Annotated in this window: 28 protein-coding genes; 18 read left to right on the top strand and 10 right to left on the bottom strand. The window is 66.9% G+C overall.

Translation table 11 applies throughout. The annotated features are described in order from the left end of the window. Positions 1 to 2: 2 nt before the first annotated feature. Positions 3 to 518: a 5-(carboxyamino)imidazole ribonucleotide mutase gene (gene purE / locus ACKY0X_RS16365; protein WP_046286902.1), complete on the bottom strand. Its 516-nt coding sequence runs from the start codon at positions 516 to 518 to the stop codon at positions 3 to 5. Next, positions 511 to 1,740, bottom strand: coding sequence for a 5-(carboxyamino)imidazole ribonucleotide synthase (locus ACKY0X_RS16370; RefSeq protein WP_409426887.1), 1,230 nt, complete (start codon positions 1,738 to 1,740; stop codon positions 511 to 513). The genes purE and ACKY0X_RS16370 overlap by 8 nt, the downstream gene beginning before the upstream one ends. 117 nt (positions 1,741 to 1,857) lie before the next feature. On the opposite strand from ACKY0X_RS16370, the gene ACKY0X_RS16375 reads away from it, so the two are divergent. Further along, on the top strand, positions 1,858 to 2,505 hold the full coding sequence (locus ACKY0X_RS16375; protein WP_409426888.1) for a GtrA family protein: 648 nt from the start codon (positions 1,858 to 1,860) through the stop codon (positions 2,503 to 2,505). On the opposite strand, the gene ACKY0X_RS16380 is transcribed toward ACKY0X_RS16375, so the two are convergent. Both ACKY0X_RS16380 and ACKY0X_RS16385 read right to left on the bottom strand, forming a co-directional pair. Further along, the gene (locus ACKY0X_RS16380) at positions 2,469 to 2,978 is read right to left on the bottom strand and encodes a PH domain-containing protein (RefSeq protein WP_409426889.1); all 510 of its coding nucleotides are present in this window, start codon (positions 2,976 to 2,978) and stop codon (positions 2,469 to 2,471) included. The two genes, ACKY0X_RS16375 and ACKY0X_RS16380, sit on opposite strands and share 37 nt — an antisense overlap. Before the next feature lie 9 nt (positions 2,979 to 2,987). Beyond that, positions 2,988 to 3,800, bottom strand: coding sequence for a biotin--[acetyl-CoA-carboxylase] ligase (locus tag ACKY0X_RS16385; protein ID WP_409426890.1), 813 nt, complete (start codon positions 3,798 to 3,800; stop codon positions 2,988 to 2,990). A gap of 87 nt (positions 3,801 to 3,887) precedes the next feature. Here ACKY0X_RS16385 and ACKY0X_RS16390 point away from each other — a divergent pair, with 87 nt between their 5' ends. The 9 genes from ACKY0X_RS16390 (at position 3,888) to ACKY0X_RS16430 (ending at position 11,592) form a co-directional block, all read left to right on the top strand. Then, a complete protein-coding gene (locus tag ACKY0X_RS16390) occupies positions 3,888 to 4,847 on the top strand; it encodes an alpha/beta hydrolase (protein ID WP_409429666.1) in 960 nt (319 codons plus the stop codon). A 209-nt stretch (positions 4,848 to 5,056) separates the two neighbouring features. Next, positions 5,057 to 5,263 (top strand): DUF222 domain-containing protein, encoded by a 207-nt coding sequence (locus ACKY0X_RS16395; protein ID WP_409426891.1) that lies wholly within the window; start codon positions 5,057 to 5,059, stop codon positions 5,261 to 5,263. Between the two features lie 48 nt (positions 5,264 to 5,311). Next, positions 5,312 to 6,964, top strand: coding sequence for an acyl-CoA carboxylase subunit beta (locus ACKY0X_RS16400; protein WP_409426892.1), 1,653 nt, complete (start codon positions 5,312 to 5,314; stop codon positions 6,962 to 6,964). A gap of 17 nt (positions 6,965 to 6,981) precedes the next feature. Continuing rightward, positions 6,982 to 7,242 (top strand): acyl-CoA carboxylase subunit epsilon, encoded by a 261-nt coding sequence (locus ACKY0X_RS16405; protein WP_409429667.1) that lies wholly within the window; start codon positions 6,982 to 6,984, stop codon positions 7,240 to 7,242. Positions 7,243 to 7,249: 7 nt separating this feature from the next. Next, positions 7,250 to 7,891 carry a Maf family protein gene (locus ACKY0X_RS16410; RefSeq protein ID WP_409426893.1) on the top strand — a complete coding sequence of 214 codons (642 nt, stop codon included), beginning with the start codon at positions 7,250 to 7,252 and terminating at the stop codon, positions 7,889 to 7,891. An 81-nt stretch (positions 7,892 to 7,972) separates the two neighbouring features. Continuing rightward, the gene (locus tag ACKY0X_RS16415; protein ID WP_409426894.1) at positions 7,973 to 8,875 is read left to right on the top strand and encodes a sulfurtransferase; all 903 of its coding nucleotides are present in this window, start codon (positions 7,973 to 7,975) and stop codon (positions 8,873 to 8,875) included. Between the two features lie 8 nt (positions 8,876 to 8,883). After that, positions 8,884 to 9,300: a SufE family protein gene (locus ACKY0X_RS16420; protein ID WP_409426895.1), complete on the top strand. Its 417-nt coding sequence runs from the start codon at positions 8,884 to 8,886 to the stop codon at positions 9,298 to 9,300. Between the two features lie 91 nt (positions 9,301 to 9,391). Then, complete coding sequence (locus ACKY0X_RS16425) at positions 9,392 to 11,185, top strand: acetyl/propionyl/methylcrotonyl-CoA carboxylase subunit alpha (protein ID WP_409426896.1); 1,794 nt, start codon at positions 9,392 to 9,394, stop codon at positions 11,183 to 11,185. A gap of 5 nt (positions 11,186 to 11,190) precedes the next feature. Continuing rightward, complete coding sequence (locus ACKY0X_RS16430) at positions 11,191 to 11,592, top strand: GNAT family N-acetyltransferase (protein ID WP_409429668.1); 402 nt, start codon at positions 11,191 to 11,193, stop codon at positions 11,590 to 11,592. Here the strand turns inward: ACKY0X_RS16430 and ACKY0X_RS16435 are convergent. Beyond that, positions 11,506 to 11,790 carry a hypothetical protein gene (locus ACKY0X_RS16435; RefSeq protein WP_409426897.1) on the bottom strand — a complete coding sequence of 95 codons (285 nt, stop codon included), beginning with the start codon at positions 11,788 to 11,790 and terminating at the stop codon, positions 11,506 to 11,508. The two genes, ACKY0X_RS16430 and ACKY0X_RS16435, sit on opposite strands and share 87 nt — an antisense overlap. A 149-nt stretch (positions 11,791 to 11,939) precedes the next feature. After that, positions 11,940 to 12,923, bottom strand: a complete 984-nt coding sequence (locus tag ACKY0X_RS16440; RefSeq protein ID WP_409426898.1) for a TIGR03557 family F420-dependent LLM class oxidoreductase — start codon at positions 12,921 to 12,923, stop codon at positions 11,940 to 11,942. A gap of 80 nt (positions 12,924 to 13,003) precedes the next feature. On the opposite strand from ACKY0X_RS16440, the gene ACKY0X_RS16445 reads away from it, so the two are divergent. Together ACKY0X_RS16445 and ACKY0X_RS16450 are read left to right on the top strand one after the other, a co-directional pair. Then, positions 13,004 to 14,011, top strand: a complete 1,008-nt coding sequence (locus tag ACKY0X_RS16445; protein WP_409426899.1) for an iron-containing redox enzyme family protein — start codon at positions 13,004 to 13,006, stop codon at positions 14,009 to 14,011. 193 nt (positions 14,012 to 14,204) lie between these two features. After that, positions 14,205 to 14,642 (top strand): STAS domain-containing protein, encoded by a 438-nt coding sequence (locus ACKY0X_RS16450; protein WP_409426900.1) that lies wholly within the window; start codon positions 14,205 to 14,207, stop codon positions 14,640 to 14,642. Between the two features lie 9 nt (positions 14,643 to 14,651). Here ACKY0X_RS16450 and ACKY0X_RS16455 read toward each other — a convergent pair whose 3' ends face one another. Beyond that, positions 14,652 to 16,778 carry a catalase gene (locus ACKY0X_RS16455; protein WP_409426901.1) on the bottom strand — a complete coding sequence of 709 codons (2,127 nt, stop codon included), beginning with the start codon at positions 16,776 to 16,778 and terminating at the stop codon, positions 14,652 to 14,654. Between the two features lie 100 nt (positions 16,779 to 16,878). On the opposite strand from ACKY0X_RS16455, the gene ACKY0X_RS16460 reads away from it, so the two are divergent. The 3 genes from ACKY0X_RS16460 to ACKY0X_RS16470 are packed head-to-tail and all read left to right on the top strand — an operon-like array spanning position 16,879 to position 19,119. Then, complete coding sequence (locus ACKY0X_RS16460) at positions 16,879 to 17,568, top strand: HAD family hydrolase (RefSeq protein WP_409426902.1); 690 nt, start codon at positions 16,879 to 16,881, stop codon at positions 17,566 to 17,568. Further along, complete coding sequence (locus ACKY0X_RS16465; protein WP_409426903.1) at positions 17,561 to 18,364, top strand: nucleotidyltransferase; 804 nt, start codon at positions 17,561 to 17,563, stop codon at positions 18,362 to 18,364. Before ACKY0X_RS16460 ends, ACKY0X_RS16465 begins: the two co-directional genes overlap by 8 nt. Further along, positions 18,361 to 19,119, top strand: a complete 759-nt coding sequence (locus tag ACKY0X_RS16470) for a metallophosphoesterase (RefSeq protein WP_409426904.1) — start codon at positions 18,361 to 18,363, stop codon at positions 19,117 to 19,119. The genes ACKY0X_RS16465 and ACKY0X_RS16470 overlap by 4 nt, the downstream gene beginning before the upstream one ends. A 115-nt stretch (positions 19,120 to 19,234) precedes the next feature. Here ACKY0X_RS16470 and ACKY0X_RS16475 read toward each other — a convergent pair whose 3' ends face one another. Continuing rightward, positions 19,235 to 19,648 carry a ChaB family protein gene (locus ACKY0X_RS16475; RefSeq protein ID WP_046282948.1) on the bottom strand — a complete coding sequence of 138 codons (414 nt, stop codon included), beginning with the start codon at positions 19,646 to 19,648 and terminating at the stop codon, positions 19,235 to 19,237. 113 nt (positions 19,649 to 19,761) lie between these two features. Between ACKY0X_RS16475 and ACKY0X_RS16480 the strand changes: the two genes are divergently transcribed. Then, positions 19,762 to 20,865, top strand: coding sequence for a hypothetical protein (locus tag ACKY0X_RS16480; RefSeq protein ID WP_409426905.1), 1,104 nt, complete (start codon positions 19,762 to 19,764; stop codon positions 20,863 to 20,865). A gap of 12 nt (positions 20,866 to 20,877) precedes the next feature. Here the strand turns inward: ACKY0X_RS16480 and ACKY0X_RS16485 are convergent, their stop codons facing one another. Then, positions 20,878 to 21,396 (bottom strand): universal stress protein, encoded by a 519-nt coding sequence (locus tag ACKY0X_RS16485; protein ID WP_409426906.1) that lies wholly within the window; start codon positions 21,394 to 21,396, stop codon positions 20,878 to 20,880. A gap of 50 nt (positions 21,397 to 21,446) precedes the next feature. Next, entirely contained in the window at positions 21,447 to 21,617 is a 171-nt protein-coding gene (locus tag ACKY0X_RS16490; protein WP_409426907.1) for a hypothetical protein, read from the bottom strand. Positions 21,618 to 21,770: 153 nt separating this feature from the next. Between ACKY0X_RS16490 and ACKY0X_RS16495 the strand changes: the two genes are divergently transcribed. Together ACKY0X_RS16495 and ACKY0X_RS16500 are read left to right on the top strand one after the other, a co-directional pair. Beyond that, positions 21,771 to 21,944 carry a hypothetical protein gene (locus ACKY0X_RS16495; protein WP_409426908.1) on the top strand — a complete coding sequence of 58 codons (174 nt, stop codon included), beginning with the start codon at positions 21,771 to 21,773 and terminating at the stop codon, positions 21,942 to 21,944. Between the two features lie 18 nt (positions 21,945 to 21,962). Beyond that, a complete protein-coding gene (locus ACKY0X_RS16500) occupies positions 21,963 to 22,802 on the top strand; it encodes an SDR family oxidoreductase (protein WP_409426909.1) in 840 nt (279 codons plus the stop codon). The last annotated feature ends 17 nt before the right edge of the window (positions 22,803 to 22,819 follow it).

Here is a 22,819-nt window from a genome sequence, read left to right on the forward strand (position 1 = left end):
AGCTACTCGCCGGTAACTTTACCTTGAAGCATCGCGTCCTTCGCAAGCACGCTCTGCGCCAGCTGGTCCTGAAAGGCCTCCATACGGGCCCGCAGCGCGGCGTCGGATGAGCCCAGAATACGCACTGCGAGCAAACCCGCATTGCGCGCGCCGCCGATAGAAACGGTGGCCACGGGCACACCGGCTGGCATCTGCACGATTGACAGCAAAGAATCCATGCCGTCCAGGCGGGCCAGCGGAACGGGCACCCCGATCACCGGCAGCGGTGTGGCCGAAGCCACCATCCCGGGCAGGTGCGCGGCACCGCCCGCCCCGGCGATGATCACCTCGATACCGCGGCCGGCGGCGTCGCGGGCGTAGTCGAACATCCGTTGCGGGGTGCGGTGCGCCGAGACCACCCCGACCTCGAACGGGATCTCGAACTCAGCCAGCGCCAGGGCCGCTTCTTCCATCACCGACCAGTCGCTGTCACTGCCCATGATCACGCCGACCCGGGGTCCGGGCTTGTGCTCACTCATGCGGATCCCATCCATCGCTCCATTCCCCGTGCGACAACCAGTGTGCCGCGCTTTCGGCCCGCTCGCGCAGGTTCGCCAAGTCCTTGGTGTCCTCACCCAGGAGGTTGATGTGGCCGATCTTGCGGCCGGGTCGTTCGTCCTTGCCGTAGAGGTGGACTCGGGCATCTGGATAGCGCGCGAACAGGTGGTGTAGCCGCTCGTCCATGGTCATCGTCGGCGTTTGCGGGGCGCCCAGGACATTGGCCATCACGGTCACCGCCGCCACCGGTGTGGTGGCACCGAGCGGATAGTCCAGCACCGCACGTAGATGCTGTTCGAACTGGCTGGTGGCCGCGCCGTCCATGGTCCAGTGCCCCGAGTTGTGCGGTCGCATCGCCAGCTCGTTGACCAGCACCTGCCCGTCGACGCTTTCGAATAGCTCGACCGCCAGCACCCCGACCACGCCCAGTTCATCGGCCAACCGAAGCGCCAATTGTTGTGCAGCAGCTGCGGATTCGTCCGACAGATCGGGTGCGGGCGCGATCACCGTCACGCAGATTCCGTCTTCCTGCACGGTCTCGACCACCGGCCATGCCGCGCCCTGGCCGAACGGTGACCGGGCCACCAGCGCCGAGAGTTCGCGGCGCATCGCGACCCGCTCTTCGACCAGTACCGGCACCCCTGCGGCCAGGTAGTCGGCAACGACCGCCCGGGCCTGGGCCACGTCGTCGACGATGGACACCCCGCGCCCGTCGTAGCCGCCCCGGGCCGCCTTCACCACCATCGGGCCACCGGTCAGGGCGGCGAAGTCATCGAGATCCTCGGGCGTCTCGATCGCAGCGAACCGCGGCACCGGCGCTCCCAGCTCCGCCAGCTTGCGGCGCATCACCAGCTTGTCCTGGGCGTGCAGCAACGCCGCCGGCGGCGGCGCGACGTTGACGCCCTCGGCGATCAGCTGTTCCAGCAGCTCACCCGGGACGTGCTCGTGATCGAAGGTGAGCACGGTGGCACCGGCGGCCGCCCGGCGCAGGTCATCGAGGTCGGTGTGCGATCCGATCACCACGTCCGGGGTGACCTGGGCGGCCGGCTCGTCGGCCGCCGCAGCCAGCACGCGCAGCCGCTGCCCTAGCGCGATCGCGGCCTGATGAGTCATCCGCGCCAGCTGACCGCCGCCCACCATGGTGACCTGGGGGCTGCGTCCGCCTGCGGGCGGCGTAGTGGTTGGGGGGTTCGACACGGCCAATATCGTGTCACGTCGGCACCCGCCGATCACAAGTGCGCGGGTCGCTGCCGTGGTGCCCGCGAGGTCGTTATGCAGTCGTTAGGCGCGGATGGGGCCGAGTCCGTACACTGGCAACTTGTGTCTTTTACCGACGCCACGATTGCCCGCCTGCCGCGGGTGATCCGTCCGCTGGCCGAACGCCATCATGAGCTGATCAAGTTCGCCATCGTCGGCGCGACCACATTCCTGATCGACTCCGCGCTGTTCTACACGCTCAAGCTCACGATCCTGTCGCCCAAGCCGGTCACGGCCAAGGTCATCTCGGGGATCGTCGCGGTGATCGCCTCCTACATCCTCAACCGGGAGTGGAGCTTCAAGGACCGCGGCGGCCGGGAACGGCACCACGAGGCGCTGCTGTTCTTCGGGGTCAGCGGCGTCGGCGTGGTGTTGTCCATGGCGCCGTTGTGGTTCTCCAGCTACGTGCTTGGGCTGCGGGCGCCCATGGTGTCGTTGACCATCGAGAACCTCTCGGACTTCGTCTCGGCCTACATCATCGGCAATCTGCTGCAGATGGCGTTCCGGTTCTGGGCGTTTCGCCGCTGGGTCTTCCCCGACGAATTCGCCCGCAGCACCGACGCCGCGCTCGATGCGACGATCGAGACCGGCGCGCTCGCCGAGGCGATCGAAGACGCCCTGGAGGGCGGCCCGGACACCGGCGTGGTGACGCTGTTCCGGCGTCCGGCCCGTCATCAACCGCCGCCGGACGGTCTGTCGAAAACCTCGTGATAGAGGAGCGTGTGGACCTGCTCCACGCGCGGAATGTCGTAGAACTCCAACGGTTCCTGTGACGCCGACTCGATGATCAGCGTCCCGGTTCGCAAGATCCGGTCGATGAACCCATGTACGAACTCCACGCTGTTGATCCGCGCCAAGCCGATGTCGATGCCGCTGCGGGTCAACAACCCGTGCCGAAACATCACGCGTCGGTCGGTGACCACAAAATGCGTGGTCAGCCAACTCAGGAACGGCCAGAGAGTCAGCCAGCCGAATACCACCAGCCAGATCGCCCAGATCACCCCGAAGACGACGTTCTTGGCAGTCGGATCCCAGGCCCGCGTGTTGACGAACCCAGCGGCGAACGCGGCGCAGGCGGTGACCAGCAACAGCGCCAGCACCGGCAGAATCAGGCGTTTGACGTGCGGGTGCCGGTGCAACACCAGCTGCTCGTCCTCGGCGAGCACGTTCTCCGGGTAACCCACTGCCGGGCCCTAACCGGTCGGCCGGAGTCGGGTGACGTCACCGGCCGACACCGTGACGGTGCCATCCCCGGTGTTGATCACCAGGCGGCCGGTGTCGTCGATGGCCTCGGCGACCCCCTCCACGCGTTGGCCGCCGGGTATGTCGGCGCGCACCTGGGCCCCCAGGGTGCAGCTGTGCCGCCGGTAGGCCGACACCAGTGCGTCGTCGGCTCCGCCCGCCGCCCGCCAGGCCGCGACCCGATCCGCGAGGTGACGAAGAACCTTGTCGGCCCAGAGGTTTCGGTCAACCACCGTAGCTCCGAGCATGGCCAGTGAGACGGCCGCCGGATCCGGGGCCTCCTCGGCGGTCATGGTCACGTTGAGCCCGAGCCCTACCACGATCACCTGCTTCGGAGCGGCCACCTCGGCCAGAATTCCGGCGAGCTTGCCGTCACCGGCGATGACATCGTTGGGCCATTTCAGGCCGACCTGCAGGCCCGAAACTTCGGCGATCGCATCGGCGACCGCGACACCGGTGGCCAGAGTCAGCCAACCCCAACCCGAGGTCGGCACGGTGTCTGCGGCGACCCCCACCGACAGTGAGAGCTGGCTGCGCGCCGGGGCGCTCCAGTGTCGACCGTGACGTCCGCGGCCGGCGGTCTGGTGCTCGGCCAGCAGCACCGCGTCGGCGATGTCTTCTCCCGCGGCGGCGCGGGCCAGCAGGTCGGCGTTGGTGGAACCGGTGTCCTCGACGACATCGACGACGCGCCACGGCCCGTTCGGCCCGGTCAGGCCGCCCCGTAGAGCGGTCACATCCAGGGGCGGCCGTGGCGCAAGACTCATTTCGTCAGCTTACTCACCAGCGCTGCAGCCACACCGGTTGAAACGCCCGACGCACGGGTAACCGAATGGATGGAGGAGGTGATCGACATGGTCACCGGGGGATTGTTGACGAGGCGAATTCACCGCCGCCACAGCGCACAATCGGTCGCTGTGTCGTTGGCCAGTCGATTCGTCGTCAAGAACCTGGTGCGCGCGTGGGCAGTTCGGCCGGACTTAGCGTGGCCGCTCGCATCGGTCGATCGACTGGCCGGTTTGGTGCCGCACCGGCAGGCAGCGCGCGTCGAGCGATTTCGCCTGGGTTACTGTGTCGCCGAACAGGTTCAGGCAGCCGGCGCCTCGAGGCAGCGGGCCATCCTCTATCTACATGGCGGGGCGTTTTTGACCTGCGGGCTCAACACGCATCGTTCACTGGTAACTCGATTGTCCCGAGCGGCCGATGCCAGCGTTCTCAACATCGATTACCGGATGTTGCCCGCACATCGGATCGCTGATGCCGTCGACGACGGCCTGAGCGGGCTGCGCTGGCTGCTTCGCCGTGGCTACGACCCGGACCAGATCGTGATCGCCGGTGATTCCGCGGGCGGATACCTGGCCTTCATGACCGCCCTGGCGGCCGCGCAGTCCGATCTAGTGAAACCTGCTGGTATAGCGACGGTTTCACCATTCACCGATGCAGATCCCACCGCAAAGCTTCAGCACCGCAACGCCCGGCGTTGTGCGATGTTCCCGTGCGAGGCGCTGATGGCTTTCACCCGATACCTGCTTCGCGCCCGCGCCGCGTCGCCGATGGATGCCGACCTGTCGTTGCTGCCGCCGGTCGCCATCCACGCAAGCACCGACGAGCTGCTGTTGCCCGACGCCGAAGCCATGGCGCAGCGGCTGGACACGGCCGGTGTGCGTTGCGATCTGCATTTGTGGGAGGGCCAGGTTCACGACTTCCCGTTGGCGGCCGATGTACTGCCCGAGGGGCGACGGGCGATCCGCTACCTCGGCGATTTCGTCAAGGAAGTCACCGAACCGCCCGAGCCCGGCACCGCAGCCGCCTGATCCGGCGCCTGAATGAGGCTGCGTCACTGCATTCACTTGCGTCACAGCCGTTTTGGCTGTGGATACTTTCTGCGACCTGTCGGACCCCGGAGCTACTCTTTAGTACATGCGTTCGAACAATCGCGACGAGGTCGTCCAAGTCTTCGACGCAACGACTACCTGCACCCCGACGGCAACTACAGCGACGACCAGCGCGCCAACATCGTGGTGTGGCGCTGGGTAACCAGGACCGTGACGGTATGACCCCCATCAAAGGATTCCTGGGTCCGCAAGCCCGCGCCACGTGGGACGCGGTGTTGGCCCACTGGGCCGCACCCGGAATGTGCAACCCGAATGACCCCGCCCCCTGTGTGAAGGGCACGCCCTCACAGGCGGCGATCGACACCGACGGCCCAGACGGCGACGACGTTCCTTAACCGGTCCGGTCGGGCGATCCGATGGCCCGCACTTTAAGATCATTTCTTATGACCAGTGTTACTGAGCACTCCGGTGAGGCCCACGTAGAGGCGCAAGCCGAGCATGTCGTCGACATCCACACCACTGCGGGCAAGCTCGCCGACCTCAAGCGTCGGACCGAGGAGACCCTGCACCCGGTCGGTGAGGCCGCGGTCGAGAAGGTGCATGCCAAGGGCAAGCTGACCGCTCGGGAACGGGTCTACGCCCTGCTTGACGAGGGCTCTTTCGTCGAGCTCGACGCGCTGGCCAAGCACCGCAGCACCAACTTCGGCCTGGCCGACAAGCGTCCGCTCGGCGACGGTGTGGTGACCGGCTACGGCACCATCGACGGCCGCGAGGTCTGCATCTTCAGCCAGGACGCCACCGTGTTCGGCGGCAGCCTCGGCGAGGTCTACGGCGAGAAGATCGTCAAGGTCCAAGAGCTGGCCATGAAGACCGGCCGGCCGCTGATCGGGATCAACGACGGCGCTGGTGCCCGCATCCAAGAGGGTGTGGTCTCGCTGGGCCTGTACAGCAAGATCTTCCACAACAACATCCTGGCCTCGGGCGTGATCCCGCAGATCTCGCTGATCATGGGCGCGGCGGCCGGCGGCCACGTGTACTCCCCCGCCCTGACCGACTTCATCGTGATGGTCGACCAGACCTCCCAGATGTTCATCACCGGCCCCGACGTGATCAAGACCGTCACCGGCGAGGAGGTCACTCAGGAGGAGCTCGGCGGGGCACACACCCACATGGGTAAGTCCGGCACCGCGCACTACGTCGCCTCCGGCGAGCAGGACGCGCTGGACTACGTCCGCGACCTGCTGAGCTACCTGCCGCCGAACAACTACGCCGACCCGCCGCACTTCCCGGTGCCGGCCGCCGAGGGCGCCATCGAGGACAACCTCACCGCAGAGGACCTCGAGCTCGACACGCTGATCCCGGACTCGCCGAACCAGCCGTACGACATGCACGAGGTCATCACCCGGATCCTCGACGACGACGAGTTCCTGGAAGTCCAGGCCGGTTACGCGCAGAACATCATCGTCGGCTTCGGTCGCGTGGAGGGCCGCACCGTCGGCATCGTGGCCAACCAGCCGACCCAGTTCGCCGGCTGCCTGGACATCAACGCCTCGGAGAAGGCCGCCCGGTTCATCCGGACCTGTGACTGCTTCAACATCCCGATCGTGCTGCTGGTCGACGTACCCGGCTTCTTGCCCGGTACCGAGCAGGAATACAACGGCATCATCCGGCGCGGCGCCAAGCTGCTCTACGCCTACGGTGAGGCCACCGTCGCCAAGATCACCGTCATCACCCGCAAGGCCTACGGCGGCGCGTACTGCGTCATGGGGTCCAAGGAGATGGGCGCTGACGTCAACGTGGCCTGGCCGACGGCCCAGATCGCGGTGATGGGCGCCTCCGGCGCGGTCGGGTTCGTCTACCGCCAGCAGCTCAACGAGGCCTCGAAGAACGGCGACGACGTCGACGCGCTGCGCCTGCAGCTCCAGCAGGAGTACGAGGACACGCTGGTGAACCCCTACGTCGCCGCGGAGCGGGGCTACGTCGACGCGGTGATCCCGCCGTCGCACACCCGCGGCTACATCGCCACGTCGCTGCGACTGCTGGAACGCAAGATCGTCCAGCCGCTGCCCAAGAAGCACGGAAACATTCCCCTGTGAGCGGCACGAGCGAGCTTGTGAGCGAAGAGAACGAAGCGACCACCGCGGTCGAGGAGACTCCTGTGGCGGCCGAGCCACTCATCAAGGTGTTGCGGGGCAACCCCACCGACGCCGAGATCGCGGCGTTGGTCGCGGTGCTCGGCACGGCGGGCGGCGGCAGCGCCGAATCCGGCACGCGGGACCGCAATCTGTGGGGCCACCCGGTCGACAAGCTGCGGCTTCCGCTGTTCAGCTGGCAGCGGATCACCCTGCTGGAACGCACCCACATGCGCCGGTGACCAGCCGGTGACGAGGCTGGTCCTCGGCTCGGCCTCCTCCGGCCGGTTGGCCGTCCTGCGCGGCGCCGGGATCGACCCGTTGGTGGTGGTCTCCGGTGTCGACGAGGACGCCGTGATGGCCGGTCTGCCCGCTACTGCGTCCCCGGATGCCGTGACCGGCGCCCTGGCCGCCGCTAAAGCGGACCATGTTGCCTCCACGTTGCAGCCACCGGTAAGCACCGATTGCGTTGTGATCGGCTGTGATTCAATGCTCTACATCGACGGCAAGTTGTGCGGCAAGCCTCCGACGGTCGATGAGGCCCGCATCCGCTGGCGCGAGATGGCCGGGAATTCCGGGCAGCTCCACACCGGCCACAGCCTGATCCGGTTGCGCGACAACGAGATCACCCATCAGATCACCGAAACGGCCGTCACCACAGTGCGGTTCGGCCGACCGGATGACGATGACCTGGAGGCCTATCTGGCCAGCGGCGAGCCATTGCGGGTCGCCGGCGGATTCACCCTGGATGGCTTGGGGGGCTGGTTCGTCGACGGCGTCGACGGCGATCCCTCCAGTGTCATCGGTATCAGCCTGCCCATGCTGCGTCGGCTGCTGCGCCCAGCCGGAGTCTCGGTCGCAGCGCTGTGGGCGGCCAACCCGGTCACCTGAGCCAGGTCTCGCGCAGCTGAAGTCACAGGATTTCCGGCCATGGGAGTGGCACAACGGTTACCGCCCGGTAGGCTCGGTTTCGTGCCAGTGCCTGCCGACCCCAGCCCCGCCCTGCAGTCCTACGCTCACCCGGAACGGTTGGTGACAGCCGACTGGCTCGCGGGAAATCTGGGCACACCCGGCCTCGTCGTGGTGGAGTCCGACGAGGATGTCTTGCTCTACGACATCGGCCACATTCCCACCGCGGTCAAGATCGACTGGGTCACCGATCTCAACGATTCCCCGGTCCGCGACTACATCACCGGCGAGCAGTTCGCCGACCTGATGAACCGCAAGGGCATCTCCCGCGACGACACCGTGGTGATCTACGGCGACAAGTCCAACTGGTGGGCCGCCTACGCGTTGTGGGTGTTCACCCTGTTCGGACACGAAGACGTGCGGCTGCTCGACGGCGGGCGCGACCTGTGGGTGTCCTCGGGCCGCGAAACCACCCTCGACGTGCCGTCGAAGACCACGACCGGCTACCCCGTCGTCAAGCGCAACGACGCCCCCATCCGGGCTTACAAGGACGACGTACTGGCCAACATCGGCCAGGTGCCGCTGATCGACGTGCGCTCGCCGCAGGAATACACCGGCGAACGCACCCACATGCCGGAATACCCGGAGGAGGGTGTGCTGCGCGGGGGCCACATCCCCACTGCGGTCTCAGTGCCATGGAGCAAGGCTGCCGACGACGCCGGCCGGTTCCGCAAGCGCGAGGAGCTCGAGGCGCTCTACGCCTTTCTCAAGCCCGACGACAAGCCGATCGCCTACTGCCGCATCGGGGAACGCTCCAGCCACACCTGGTTCGTTCTGACCCATCTGCTCGGCCTCGAGGACGTCCGCAACTACGACGGTTCCTGGACTGAGTGGGGCAACACCGTGCGCGTGCCCATCGTCGACGGACCCGAACCCGGTCCGGCCCCAGGGGCCGGGGCGGCCTGAGCCAGCTGATGAGCCTGCCGCAGGGATTGGCGCAGGTGGTGTCCGACTTCGCCGAAGTCGAAGGCCAGGACAAGCTCAAGCTGCTGATCGAATTCGCCGACGAACTGCCCGAACTGCCCGAAGAGCTGACCGAATCGGCCATGGAACCGGTACCCGAGTGCCAGTCGCCGTTGTTCATGCATGTCGATGCCGCCGACCCGCAACGGGTGCGGCTGTATTTCAGCGCGCCTCCAGAGGCGCCGACGACGCGCGGCTTCGCATCGATCTGGGCCGCCGGTCTCGACGGCGAACCGGCCGACGTCATCCTGGACGTGCCGGAGGATTTCGCGTCACAGCTCGGGCTCGCCGCACTGATCAGCCCCCTGCGACTACGGGGTATGTCGGCCATGTTGACCCGCATCAAGCGGCATTTACGCGCCGCGTAAGGGGCACTGGAACAGGTTCAGCGGTCGCGCTTTACACTGCCTGAAGCTAGATTCTTAAAGACATTTCTTATACATGCCATCAGGAGGGCCAGTGGCGAACCATGCCAGCTCGAAGATCTCCAAGGTGCTCGTCGCCAACCGCGGGGAGATCGCAGTCCGGGTGATCCGCGCCGCGCGCGACGCCGGATTGGCCAGCGTGGCCGTGTACGCCGAACCCGACGCCGACGCACCCCACGTCCGGCTCGCCGATGAGGCTTTCGCCCTGGGTGGGCAGACCTCGGCCGAGTCCTACTTGGTGTTCGAGAAGATCCTCGACGCCGCGGCCCAGTCGGGCGCCAACGCGATTCACCCCGGGTACGGCTTCCTCTCCGAGAACGCCGACTTCGCCCAGGCCGTGATCGACGCCGGGTTGATCTGGATCGGGCCGAGCCCGCAGTCGATCCGCGACCTCGGCGACAAGGTCACCGCGCGCCACATCGCTGCCCGCGCCAAGGCTCCCCTGGTGCCCGGCACCCCGGACCCGGTCAAGGACGCCGACGAGGTGGTGGCGTTCGCCAAGGAGCACGGTGTGCCGGTAGCCATCAAGGCCGCGTTCGGCGGTGGCGGCCGCGGCATGAAGGTGGCGCGCACACTCGAAGAGATTCCCGAGCTGTTCGAGTCGGCCACCCGCGAGGCGATTGCGGCCTTCGGTCGCGGCGAGTGCTTCGTGGAGCGTTACCTGGACAAGCCGCGCCACGTCGAGGCTCAGGTCATCGCCGACCAGCACGGCAACGTCGTCGTCGCGGGTACTCGCGACTGCTCGCTGCAGCGCCGCTTCCAGAAGCTGGTCGAGGAGGCCCCCGCGCCGTTCCTGACCGACGCGCAGCGCAAGGAGATCCACGAGTCCGCCAAGCGGATCTGCAAGGAGGCCGGTTACTACGGCGCCGGCACCGTGGAGTACCTGGTCGGCCAGGACGGCCTTATCAGCTTCTTGGAGGTCAACACCCGTCTGCAGGTGGAACACCCGGTCACCGAGGAGACCTCGGGCATCGACCTGGTGCGTGAGCAGTTCCGGATCGCCAACGGCGAGACGCTGGACCTCACCGAGGACCCCGAGCCGCGCGGCCACTCGATCGAGTTCCGCATCAACGGCGAGGACGCCGGTCGTGGCTTCCTGCCGGCCCCCGGCCCGGTCACCCGCTTCGACCCGCCGACCGGCCCCGGCATCCGGATGGACTCCGGTGTGGAGACCGGTTCGGTGATCGGCGGCCAGTTCGACTCGATGCTGGCCAAGCTGATCGTCACCGGCGCGACGCGCACCGAGGCGCTCGAGCGTGCCCGGCGCGCCCTGGACGAGTTCCATGTGGAGGGGCTGGCCACGGTCATCCCGTTCGACCGCGTGGTGGTTCGCGACCCGGCCTTTGTCGGCGACGAGAACGGCTTCACGGTCCACACCCGCTGGATCGAGACCGAGTTCGAGAACAACATCGAGCCCTTCACCGGCGGTGAGCCGCTCGACGAGGACGACGTCCAGCCGCGGCAGAAGGTGGTCGTCGAGGTCGGCGGCCGGCGCCTGGAGGTGTCGCTGCCGGGTGACCTGGCGCTGGGCGGCGGTGCCGGCGGTGCCGCTGGCGCCATCCGCAAGAAGCCCAAGGCCCGCAAGCGTGGCGCGCACGGCGGCGCGGCGGCGTCCGGTGACGCTGTCACCGCACCGATGCAGGGCACCGTGGTGAAGGTGGCCGTCGAGGAGGGCCAGGAGGTCGCCGCCGGTGACCTGGTTGTCGTCCTGGAGGCCATGAAGATGGAGAACCCGGTCACCGCGCACAAGGACGGTGTCATCACCGGCCTGTCGGCCGAGGCCGGATCGGCCATCACGCAGGGCACCGTGCTCTGCGAGATCAAGTAGTAGCCATAGAACCCGTCGAGATCAACGCCGGCCCGTGGTATCTGCGGATACCACGGGCCGACGATCGTATAGACGACCGTGTGACCCTGGCCGACCTCGGTGAGACCGACCCGGACTACGTCGCGAAGGCGGAATCCGGCTGGGCCGACGACTCGCGCTATCTCTGGGCGGTCTGCGAGCCGACGACGGGCGAACTGTTGGCCGAGGTGACACTCAATCCCGCCTCGGGCGAGATCGCCAGTCGGCACCGGCCAGGTACAGGTAATAGCGAGGCAGCAATGACCGGGGCACAGGCGGTGTCCCGGTTCGCTGCGGGCGCGCTAGGTCTGACGCCGGTGATGGCCGGCGTGGGTGGTGCGGCTTCGCCCGACGAAAACCCAGGTCAAGCCGCCGACCGCCAACGCTAGGACCGCGATCCCGAAGCCGAGCGTCCACCCGGCGTCGTGCTGCGCGGCAGCGCTCATGAAGCCCACCAGTGCCAGTGCCGCCATCAACAGCATGGCCAATCCCGGCAACTCACGGCGGTCCTTGAACACCAGTCCGGCCCGCGGCTGGGTCGTACGCCTCTGATCGATTCCCTCATCGGTGTCGCTGATGTCGCTCATGGGGCCCCTTGTACCCTCGGCGCTGCGACCCGAAACCCGCTGCGCAGATGGCGGCGACCTGCCACGCCCGGCTCCGCCGCGCTCGCAATCACCGCTACGCAGATGGCGGCGACCTGCCACGCCCGGCTCCGCCGCGCTCGCAATCGCCGCTAGGGGAAGTCGCGCAGCGCCGCCAGCAGCGGCTCCGCGGCCTCCTTGAGGAAGGCCTCCTGGGTCTCCCCGCCGATCTGGATCAGCGCGATGTCGGTGAAGCCGGCATCTCGGTAGGCGCCGACGGCGTCGACGATTGGGTCCAGTTCCGGCCCGCAGGGTATGGCCCCGGCAACGTCGCGCGGCTGCACGTAGCGGGTGGCAGCCGCGAACGCAGCCGGTGTCGGCAGCTCAGAATTGACCGACCAGCCGCCGCCGAACCAGCGAAACTGCCGGTGGGCGCGCTGTATTGCCTGATCCCGGTCGGGATCCCAGCACACCGGTAGCTGCCCGATGATTCGCCCGCCCGCCAACCCGGCCGCCTGCCGTGCGGTATGCCAGGAGTGGACCAGATCGCGGTCGGGCTGCACCGCGATCAGGTGATCGGCAGCCGCGGCGAATCTGTCGACACCCTTGGGCCCCGACATGGCCACGGCCAACGCGACGGGGATGTCCGGCAGGTCCCACAACCGTGCCTGGTCGACTTGAAAATAGTCGCCGTCGTGGTCGACCGTCTCCCCCATCAGCAGCTCGCGGATGATCTTGATGGCTTCGCCGAGCATGGCCTGCCTGCGCGCCACGTTCGGCCACCCCGCTCCCGTCACGATGTGTTCGTTGAGGTTCTCCCCGCTGCCCAAGCCCAGGGTGAACCGCCCCTCGGCGAGGATCTGTACGGTGGCCGCCTGCTGGGCCACGATCGCCGGGTGATACCGCATCGTCGGACAGGTGACGTAGCTGTACAGACCTATCTCTTGGGTGGCGTGCGCGACCGCGCCCAGCAGCGCCCACGCATTGGGAGCGTGACCCTGCGACACCAGCCACGGCGAGAAATGATCGCTGCACACTGCGAAGTCGAAACCGCGTTCCTCGGCGGCAACGGCGTAGCCGACCAACTCTGCGGGCCCGCTCTGCTCGGTCATCAAGGTATAGCCGAAGCGTGTCATGCTGCCGGAATACCCAACGGCCGATCACCGAAACGGCGCGGCGCCGTTTGGAGCAGCCGAGGTGGCGGGTATCCGCAAGCGTGCCCACCGCAACGATCCACACCGAACCTCGCCTGCCCGCCGCGTGCGGGCCGTTGTCTACGAGCGTCTGCGGGCTCTTGCGTCGACCTGCCGGCGCGGCCCCTGAGCCCTTCCCTCCGACCACCGACACCGACCCATACGGCCGTGACCTGCAACTGGCGCTCTACCTCTGCTACGAGTTGCATTACCGCGGGTTCGCCGATGTTGACCCCGGCTGGGAGTGGGACGTCAACCTGTTGGGACTACGCACGCAACTCGAACACGCGTTCCTCGACCGCGTGCGTCGCGATGTCGGAGTGATACCGCCCCACGCGACGGCCGATGCCGAAATGGATGCCGCGGCAACCGAGCCCGTGCACGGCGACGGACCCTCGTGGTACCTGCGCGATCACGGCAGCTGGGAGCAGGCCCGCGAGTACTTCGTCCACCGGTCGCTGTACCACCTCAAGGAGGGCGATCCGCACGCCTGGATCATCCCGCGCCTGACCGGCCAGGCCAAAGCGTCGTTTGTCGCGGTCGAATTCGACGAGTACGGCGCCGGGCGGGGTCCGCGGGTGCACCAGCAGCTCTTCGCCGACCTGCTCATCGCGGCCGGGCTGGATGCCGGTTACCTCGCCTATCTCGATGTTGTCCCTGCCGAGTCGCTGGCGGTGGTGAATCTGATGTCGCTGTTCGGGCTGCATCGCCGATGGCGGGGAGCGGCCGCCGGACACTTCGCGGGCACCGAGATCACCTCCCCTCCGGGCTCGAGCCGCCTGGTCGCGGCGCTGCGACGGATGGGTGCCCCGGAACCGTGCGTGGCGTTCTACGCCGAGCATGTCGAGGCCGACGCGGTACACGAACAGGTGGTGCGCCACGACGTGATCGGTGACCTGTTGGACCGCAATCCGCATTTGGAGACCGATGTCGTATTCGGTATCCGAGCTCTCGGCGCTGTGGAAAATCGGCTCTCCGACGTCATGATTTCGGCCTGGTCAGCGGGACGTTCCTCGCTGCTCACAATCTGAAAATTAAGGTTTCACTGGGATTTTCCAGAAATTGTCAGTCACCCCTTTACCGATTGAAGCGGTTCTCGGTAACGTCTGACTCCTCCGGTTGAGTTCACAGCCGCAGTGAAACGTCACCGCGTAAACGCAGCCCCGGAAGTGATTACGTTGACGTGATCCAACAGCACGATTCGTCGACTGATGGAGCCACAACATGACGATCAGCAAGGTTACTCAGAACGCATTCGCCACTCCTGCAACGGAAGCCACTCAAGTTTGGCGCAACCACACCGCCAAGTTCACAGTTCATTGGGGTCGCACCGGAGCCGTCGTTGCCGTGAATGGCGAGATCGACGCGGCGAACGCCAACCCATTCGCGGACTACGCCAAGCGTTGCGCCGAGTGCTGCGAGTGGCTGGTGGTGGATCTCTCTGAACTGACATTCATTGGGACCAGCGGGTTTTCAGCTCTTCAGTCGATCACCACGCAGTGTTCCAGCGCGCAGACCAAACTGAAGGTGGTCCCGAGTCCCGCGCTGTCTACCTTGCTGCGGATCTGCGACCCCCACTCGCGACTTCCACTGGTGGACTCGCTGGCGGACGCGTTGGCCGAGGTGCAGCGGTCCGGTCGGCCGCTGCGCCTGGTGCCGTGATCTAGGAATCTAGGCCGGTACCGCGTCGGCGGAGCGGTTCCAGGCACGGTGCCCGGCGAGTGCGGCGGCGAATGCGTCGAAGAACTCGTCATTCAAGTCATCAGCCGCGGCCGTCGTCGTCACCACCCCGGAGGCGACGACGACCGCGGTGTCTTCGGCCGGCGGCTCGGACACACCGGCCTTGGGCAACAGGTTGACACCGGCACCGAACGCCCCGATCACCTTGAGGTGCTTGTAGGCCTCCGCGACGAAGTGCATCGCATAACCGTCACCGGACAGTGTTTGCACGGCCTCTGGCCCGCACGGCACCACCACCGCGTCGTAGAGCACCGACGCCATCGTCGTGAAGGCTCGGTCGACACTTAACCGCCCACCGGAGCCCCCGGCCAGTTCGCCGCCGGCGATGGGCGCCAGCACTTCGGCGATCGCGCCGCGTTCCCGCATCGCCGCGACGAACCGTTCCACGCCCACCACGTCCACCCCGTCGGCGGCCAGCACTGCGATCTTGCGGCTTTCGATGCCGGGCGCACGTTCGCCGGCGGGGGTACCGGCATCACTCAACTGCGAGAGCGCCGGTGACAGCGGCACCTCGGCGACGGCTTGCTCCTCGGGTGCGGCCAGGCCCAGCTTCTCGGCCACCTGGCGCGCCAGGTCATGGTCGACCAGGCTCAGCTGTTCGACGGCGCGCTGCCGAATCTCGACATGTTCACATTTCCCCAGTTCAAAGGCGTAGGCGGCGACGATGTGCTTCGCCTCGGGCTCGGTCATGCTTCGATAGAACATCCGTGCCTGGCCGTAGTGGTTCTCGAAGCTCGCGGCGCGCTTGCGGATCTTGGCCCCGTCCAGCTTCTCGGTGTAGTGCCGGAACACGCCCTCGTCCGCCAAGGCTGGGCAGCCACCACCCAACGAGTTCTTGAAGTAGCTGGACTTCCCCTGCGGAATCGCGTGTTGACTGTAGCCGTCGTGCTGGTTGTTGCGCACCTGCGCCACCGGCCGGTTGACCGGCAGCTGAGCGAAGTTCGGCCCGCCGAGCCGGATCAACTGCGTGTCCAGGTAGGAGAAGTTGCGGAACTGCAGCAGCGGGTCGTTGGTGAAGTCGATTCCCGGTACGACGTTGGCGGTGTGGAACGCCACCTGCTCGGTTTCGGCGAAGAAATTCTCCGGGTTGCGATTGAGCACCATCTTGCCGACCGGGCGCACCGGAACCTGTTCTTCGGGAATGATTTTGGTGGCGTCCAGCAGGTCGAAGTCGAACTTGAACTCGTCGGCTTCGGCGACCAGCTGGACCCCGAGTTCCCATTCCGGGAATTGCCCGGCCTCGATGGCGTCCCACAGGTCGCGTCGGTTGAAGTCGGGGTCCTTGCCGGCGATCTTCTGGCACTCGTCCCAGATCAGCGAGTGCACGCCCAGCTTCGGCTTCCAGTGGAACTTCACGAACGTCCCTTCGCCGCTGGTGTTCACGAAGCGGAAGGTGTGCACGCCGAAGCCCTGCATCATCCGGTAGCTGCGCGGCAGGGCGCGGTCCGACATCAGCCACATGATGGCGTGCAGCGTCTCGGGCTGCAGCGAGACGAAGTCCCACAGCGTGTCGTGAGCGGACTGGGCCTGCGGAATCTCGTTGTCCGGCTCGGGTTTCACCGCATGCACGAAATCAGGGAACTTGATGCCGTCCTGGATGAAGAACACCGGAAAGTTGTTGCCCACCAGGTCGTAGTTGCCCGCCTCGGTGTAGAACTTGGTGGCGAACCCGCGTACGTCACGCACGGTGTCGGCCGAACCGCGCGAGCCGGCCACGGTGGAGAACCGCACGAACACCGGAGTCTTGGTGCCCGGTGTAGTCAGAAATCGCGCCGCGGTGTACTGCGCGAGCGAGTCGTCATAGGGCTCGAAATAGCCGTAGGCTCCCGCCCCGCGGGCATGCACCACCCGCTCGGGAATCCGCTCGTGGTCGAAGTGGGTGATCTTCTCCCGGGCGTGGAAGTCCTCCAGCAGTGTCGGCCCACGCTCCCCGACAGTCAGAGCGTCGTCGGTGTGGTCGACGCGCACCCCCTGCTGAGTTGTGAGGTATCCAGACTGCCGGTCGACCCGGTAATCGTCGAGTTGTCGCTGCTTGCCGTCACGGTCCTCGGTAGCCACCGCTTTTCCTCTCGTCGGTATTTGGGAAGTCCCTGGGTGGGTATCCCAGGCGGGTCATCCGCAAACGGCCAGGACCGTCCGCGAGCGAGAGGGGAAGAGCGTGAGCGCCCAATCGGCTGTGTTGTTCGACGTCGACGGCACCCTGGTCGATTCGAACTACCTGCACGTGCACGCCTGGCGGCGTGCGTTCGCCGAGCTACGCCACGAGGTGGAGTCGTGGCGGATCCACCGTGCCATCGGAATGGACGGATCCGAGTTGGTACGCCTGCTGTCCGACGACGCACCCGACGGCATCCGCCGGCGACTAAAAGACCTGCATTCGCAGTACTACCTGCAGTCATCGGACTTGCTGTCGCCGCTACCGGGCGCCCGCAAACTGTTGGAACACATAGCCGCTCTTGATCTTCCGGTGGTGCTGGCCACCTCGGCACCCGAGGACGAGTTGGCGGTGCTGCGCAAGGCGCTCGGCTGCGACGACCTTGTCGCGGCGGTCACCTCTTCGGCCGATGTGGACGTCGCGAAGCCGAATCCGGACATCATCGAGATAGCACTGGACCGGGTCGGCGCAACGGCGGATCGCGCCGTCTTTGTGGGCGACGCGGTCTGGGATGCCCAGGCGTGCGTGCGCGCCGGAGTTCCCGGCATCGGCCTGCTCAGCGGCGGCGTCTCCCGCGCCGAATTGGAAACGGCCGGTGCGGCGGTAGTTTTCGACAACGCCGAGGATCTGCTGGAGCACCTGGATCAGACGCCGATCGCCGGCCTGGCCAACGGGCGGGGCGCGCATGGATGAGTCCACGTTCCTGAGCACCCTGACCCGGGCAGTCGGTGCGCTGCATCGCGCCGACGTGCCGTTCGCCCTGGCCGGCGGCGCGGCGGTATATGCCCGCGGCGGGCCGCACTCCCACCACGACATCGACCTGCTCGTCGAGCCCTCCGAAGCCGAGCGGGCGGCGATAGTGCTCGCCGAGGCCGGCATGTCACGTGTGCAGCCGCCGGAAGACTGGCTGCTCAAGGTCTTCGACGGCGAGGTGCTGGTGGACCTGATCCATCACCTCGGCGAGATCCCGATCAGCGCCGACACCATCGCCAGCGCACCGCCGATCCAAGTCGGTTCGGTGATCGTTCGGGTCATCACCGCCACGGATCTGATGGTGCAGAAGCTTGCGGTGTTGGACTGTCACCGTTGCGATTTCGCTGAGCTTCTTATTGTCGCGCGAATCCTGGGCGAACAGGTGGAGTGGCCGCAGGTGCGCCGGCGGCTGCGGAACTCCCCGTTCGCCGAGGCCTTCTGGCACCTGTTGTGTGGGCTGTCGATCGTCGAAGACGACCACACCGCCCAGCCGCAGCCGCCCGCCCATCTGGTCGCCGTCGTGCGCCGGAGGCTCGCCGAAGACCCCGAGATCGGCGAGCTGGGGATCGGGATCGAGATCGACGACGACTCGGTGTGGCTGACCGGGTCGGTCAACGGCCCGCAACGCCGAGCCACGATCGAATCGGCTGTGCGGCGCATCGTCGGTCCGCGCAACGTGTTCAACGAGATCGAAGTGGTGCAGCTGTTCGAACCCGCGGAGCAGGTGACCGGGTGATTCGGGTTGCGGCCGTCGGCGACATTCATCTGGGCGAAGACTCGCGCGGCACTATGCACTGGCACGATATCGATGCCCGGGCCGACATGCTGGTGGTCGCCGGGGACCTGACCCGGCACGGGACCGCCGCCGAGGGCCAGGTGGTCGCCGACGAGCTCAGCGATTGCCCGGTACCGGTGGTGTGCGTGCTCGGCAACCACGACTACCACCAGAATCAGCAGCACGAGATCACCGCGGCCTTGCGCGACGCCGGGATCGCCGTGCTGGAGGGCGAGATCCACACCGTGCACGTGCAGCAGCAGCGGGTGGGCGTCGCCGGCGTGAAGGGATTCGGCGGCGGCTTCGCCGGCAGATGCGCGACGGCCTTCGGCGAGCCGGAGATGAAGGCGTTCGTCGGCGCCACTCAAACTGCGTCCGACCAGCTGCGTGACGGCCTGCGCGCGCTGCGCACTGACTATCGGATCGCGCTGCTGCACTACTCCCCCGTCGCCGACACGCTGTACGGCGAGCCGCCGGAGATCTATCCGTTTCTGGGCTCATGCCTGCTGGCCGAGGCTATCGACGACGCCGGAGCGGACCTGGCTGTGCACGGCCATGCCCACGCCGGAACCGAGAAGGGCCGCACCGCCGGTGGCGTGGCGGTACGCAATGTGGCCCGGCCGTTGATCCGCGCGCCTTACACCGTGTATCAGGTCAGCGGTAATCCGATAGCGGCAGCCAGCACGGCAAGCGCTGCGAACATCCACGCCACGTAGTCACCAGGTACATGCTGGGCGGCGTTCACCGTACACACTGCCTCGGCCAGCTGCTCTTGGGCGGTCCGCGCAGTCAGCGTCACGTAGCGTTTCGCCGAAGGCTCTTGCGAGCCGGCTATTTACCGCGGACACGGCGGTTGTGTTTCTTGATCGCCGTGACCAGTTCGGATTTCCGCATCGTCGAGCGTCCATGAATGTCCAGCCGGCGGGCGACGTCCAGCAGATGCTGCTTGCTGGCGTTGGCATCGACGCCCTCCGCGGACGGTCCGGAGTTGTTCGGGCCGCCCCCGGCCGCGCGCTTATCCGACGGGCCGCGCTTCTTTTTGGGCTCCCAATGGTCGCCGACCTTCTCGAAACTGTGCTTGAGCGCCGCATAGGCGACCCGGTGCGCACGTTGCTCGCTGCCGTATTCCTTGGCGGCGGCATCGTGCGCTTTGGCGAAGGTGCGTTGCGCCTTGGCGCCGGAGCGCTGCAGCGTGCTGGGCAACTCGCCGCGTTTGGCGGTGCCGCTCTTCGTCGTCTTGGGCATGAGACCTCCAATCAGCGACTGCGATCGGGGTTGGTTACCCCCTGAAACGGCTGAGCAACCATTTCGGGTGCGTCCACGTTTGTCGTTCCGCCGATCGGGCAACCCGGATACTCGTGAATGCCGAACGTTTCCGTCAATTGCTCACCGGCCGTGCCCCATTCATCTCGGTGTACTTCGAGGATTCACACGACACCGAGGACGCGGCCCCCAAACTCGAACTGACCTGGCGCAAGGTCAGCGAGGATCTCACTCGTCAGGGCGTCGGCAAGCAGATCATCAGTGATATCGAACGCGCCGTCATGGATTTGCGCCCGCCGGTCGGCAAGAGTGGTCGTGCGGTGATCGCCTGCCCTGACGGTGTGCTGCTCAACGAGCATCTGCAGGCTCCCACCGCCACAACGGTCCGACTGTCGCAGCTTCCCTACCTCATCCCGGTCTTCGAGCACGGCTTCGAGTACCCGAACTACGTATTGGCCGAGGTTGACCAAACCGGTGCCGACATCACCGTGCACGCCGGCGGAGCGCTGCGCACGGAAACCGTTGACGGCGGCGGCTATCCGGTCCACAAGGCCGCCGGTGCCGAAACCCCGGGATACGGTGATCCGCAGCCGCACGCTCAGGAGGCCGCCCGCAAGAATGTCCGCGCCGTCGCCGCCCGGGTAGCCGAACTCGCCGAGGGGCCCGAACTCGTGTTCGTGGTCGGCGAGGTGCAAGCTCGCTCGGCGCTGCTGGAGGCTTTGCCGAAGCGGGTCGCAGGCCTGACCACAGAGCTGGGGATCGGGGCCCGACACAGTCGGCATGACCCGAGCGAGATCCAGGACGCCATCGAAGCCGAATGTCTGCGACGCCAACTCGCCGTCATCCAAGCCGCGGTAGAACGGTTCACCGCCGAATCGGGCCGAGGGTCCGGCCTGGCAGCGCAAGGTCTGCCGGCGGTATGCGCCGGGCTGAGCCAAGGTGCGGTGGAGACGCTGATCGTCGGCGACATCGGCGATGCGACAGTGGTCGCCGACGCGGGGCTGACGGTCACCGCAGCGAACCCGGACATGCTCTCCGACTACGGTGCCGCACCGGCACATACGCTGCGTGCCGACGAGGCACTGCCCTGGGGAGCGATCGCGATCGGTGCGGATGTCGTGACGGCGGAGGCGGCGGTGGACCCGACCGACGGCGTTGCGGCGGTGCTGCGCTACCCGCAGCCGGCGGCCCCGGCCTGAGCGGAGAGCCGGTCACCAGCCCGTCGGGTCGCCCTGTGCCGCGGCGTCTGAGGCGTCTAGGGGCTGCTGCATCGCCAGGTCGTCCTCGTTCAGGACAGCCAGTGGGCAGTGGCAGCGCGGCGTCAGCTCCGAGCCGACCGAGCCGAACAACAGGTGCCGCAGCCGCCAACGGCCGCTCGATCCGACGACAACCAGCTCGGCTTGCCGGGACAATCCCTCGAGCGCGTCAACCGGATCGGCGAACTCCACTTTCGTGTTCAGCTGCGCGGGCGCACCATCCGAAGCGCTGTGGGTGGCGACTCCAACGGCGTCATCGACGATCCGCTGGACGCGCCGGTGCGGTAATTCATGTTGACCGAACACGATCCATCGGGCCATCAGGGGAGACAACTGGGTCGACGCCGCGTGCACCAGGGTCAGCGGTAGCGCGCGGCGCTGGGCCTCCTGGGCTCCCCATCGCACGGCGGCCCGCGATGCCGACGACCCATCGACACCGACAACGATCCCGGCACCTGCTGTATCCGAAGCCATGATGGGCGGAGGTTAGCCATCGCGCCCGGGCGTCAAACCCCTCGATGTCGTCAGGTGTCGTCGCTTCTGGCTTCGGCGCCGGTTTCGCCGACATCGAAGGCATCATCGGGGCTGGTACGCCCGACATAGGTACCGTCTTCGGCCTTGCCGGCACGCGACCACGCCTGGTGGGCGTCGGCTTCGACGTCCGCCTCGGCCTTCTGGCCTTTTCTCCCAGCCATCGCCGGCATCCTTTCGTCGTCCTCCTCCGCATACCCGCCGGAAACCGTTCCTAGACCCGCAACCGCACAGCGCCTTCCTGTCCAACCGAGGGTTACCTGACTCCTCCTGCGGGTAGGCGCTGCTAGTGACAAGCCACAGGAGGTGACCCACTGATGGAACGACAGAGTGCGAAACACAGCCCACGCGACGATGACCGTCTCAAGGCCGAACTGCGCGGCACGCTGCAGGGCAACCGGTCCAGCCGAGTCGAAGAGTGGCGCGACCCGGAGCCGCCCGCCGACGACGACCCGGACACCCAGACGGCCGGGCCGCCGCCCGGTACCTGAGGCGTACGGGATCTGCTGATGGGATTTCCTGAACAACAACAACGCCCACCCGGACGCCAAACGGAGATGGAGCCGGTTCCCGACTGCGGCGAGACCAGCTACCGGGGTGCGGGCAGACTGGCCGGCAAGAAAGCGGTCATCACCGGCGGCGACAGCGGTATCGGGCGCGCCGTCGCGATCGCCTTCGCCCGCGAGGGCGCCGATGTCCTCATCGCCTACCTCGACGAGGATGACGACGCACGAGACGTCGCCCGCTACGTCGAAGAGGCTGGGCGCACATGCGTTCTGGTGCGTGGGGATCTGTCTGACCCGCAGCACTGCCGGGAGGTCATCAACTGCGCCGCACACGAGTTCGGCAGCATCGATGTGCTGGTCAGCAATGCCGCCTACCAGATGACGCACAACACCATCGAAGAGATCAGCGACGAGGAGTGGGATCACACGTTCCGGCTCAACGTCGGGGCCTATTTCTATCTGACCAAGGCGGCGTTGCCGCACATGAGCGCCGGCGCGTCGATCATCGGCAGTTCCTCGGTCAACTCCGACACCCCGAACCCGACGCTCGCGCCGTATGCGGCGACAAAGGCGGCAATCGCGAACTTCTCGGCGAGTCTCGCTCAACTCCTCGGCGACCGAGGTATTCGGGTGAACAGCGTGGCTCCGGGTCCTATCTGGACCCCACTGATTCCCTCAACCCTGCCACCGGACGCAGTGGCATCGTTCGGTGAGAACGTGCCGCTGGGTCGCGCCGGCCAGCCGGCCGAGCTGGCCTCTGTCTACGTGCTGCTTGCCTCCGACGAAGCCAGCTACATCTCCGGGGCTCGGGTAGCTGTCACCGGCGGTAAGCCGATCTTGTGAGGCAGCTCAACGGGTGC

This window comes from Mycobacterium sp. SMC-11 (assembly GCF_046250095.1).
Lineage (GTDB): Bacteria > Actinomycetota > Actinomycetes > Mycobacteriales > Mycobacteriaceae > Mycobacterium > Mycobacterium heraklionense_A.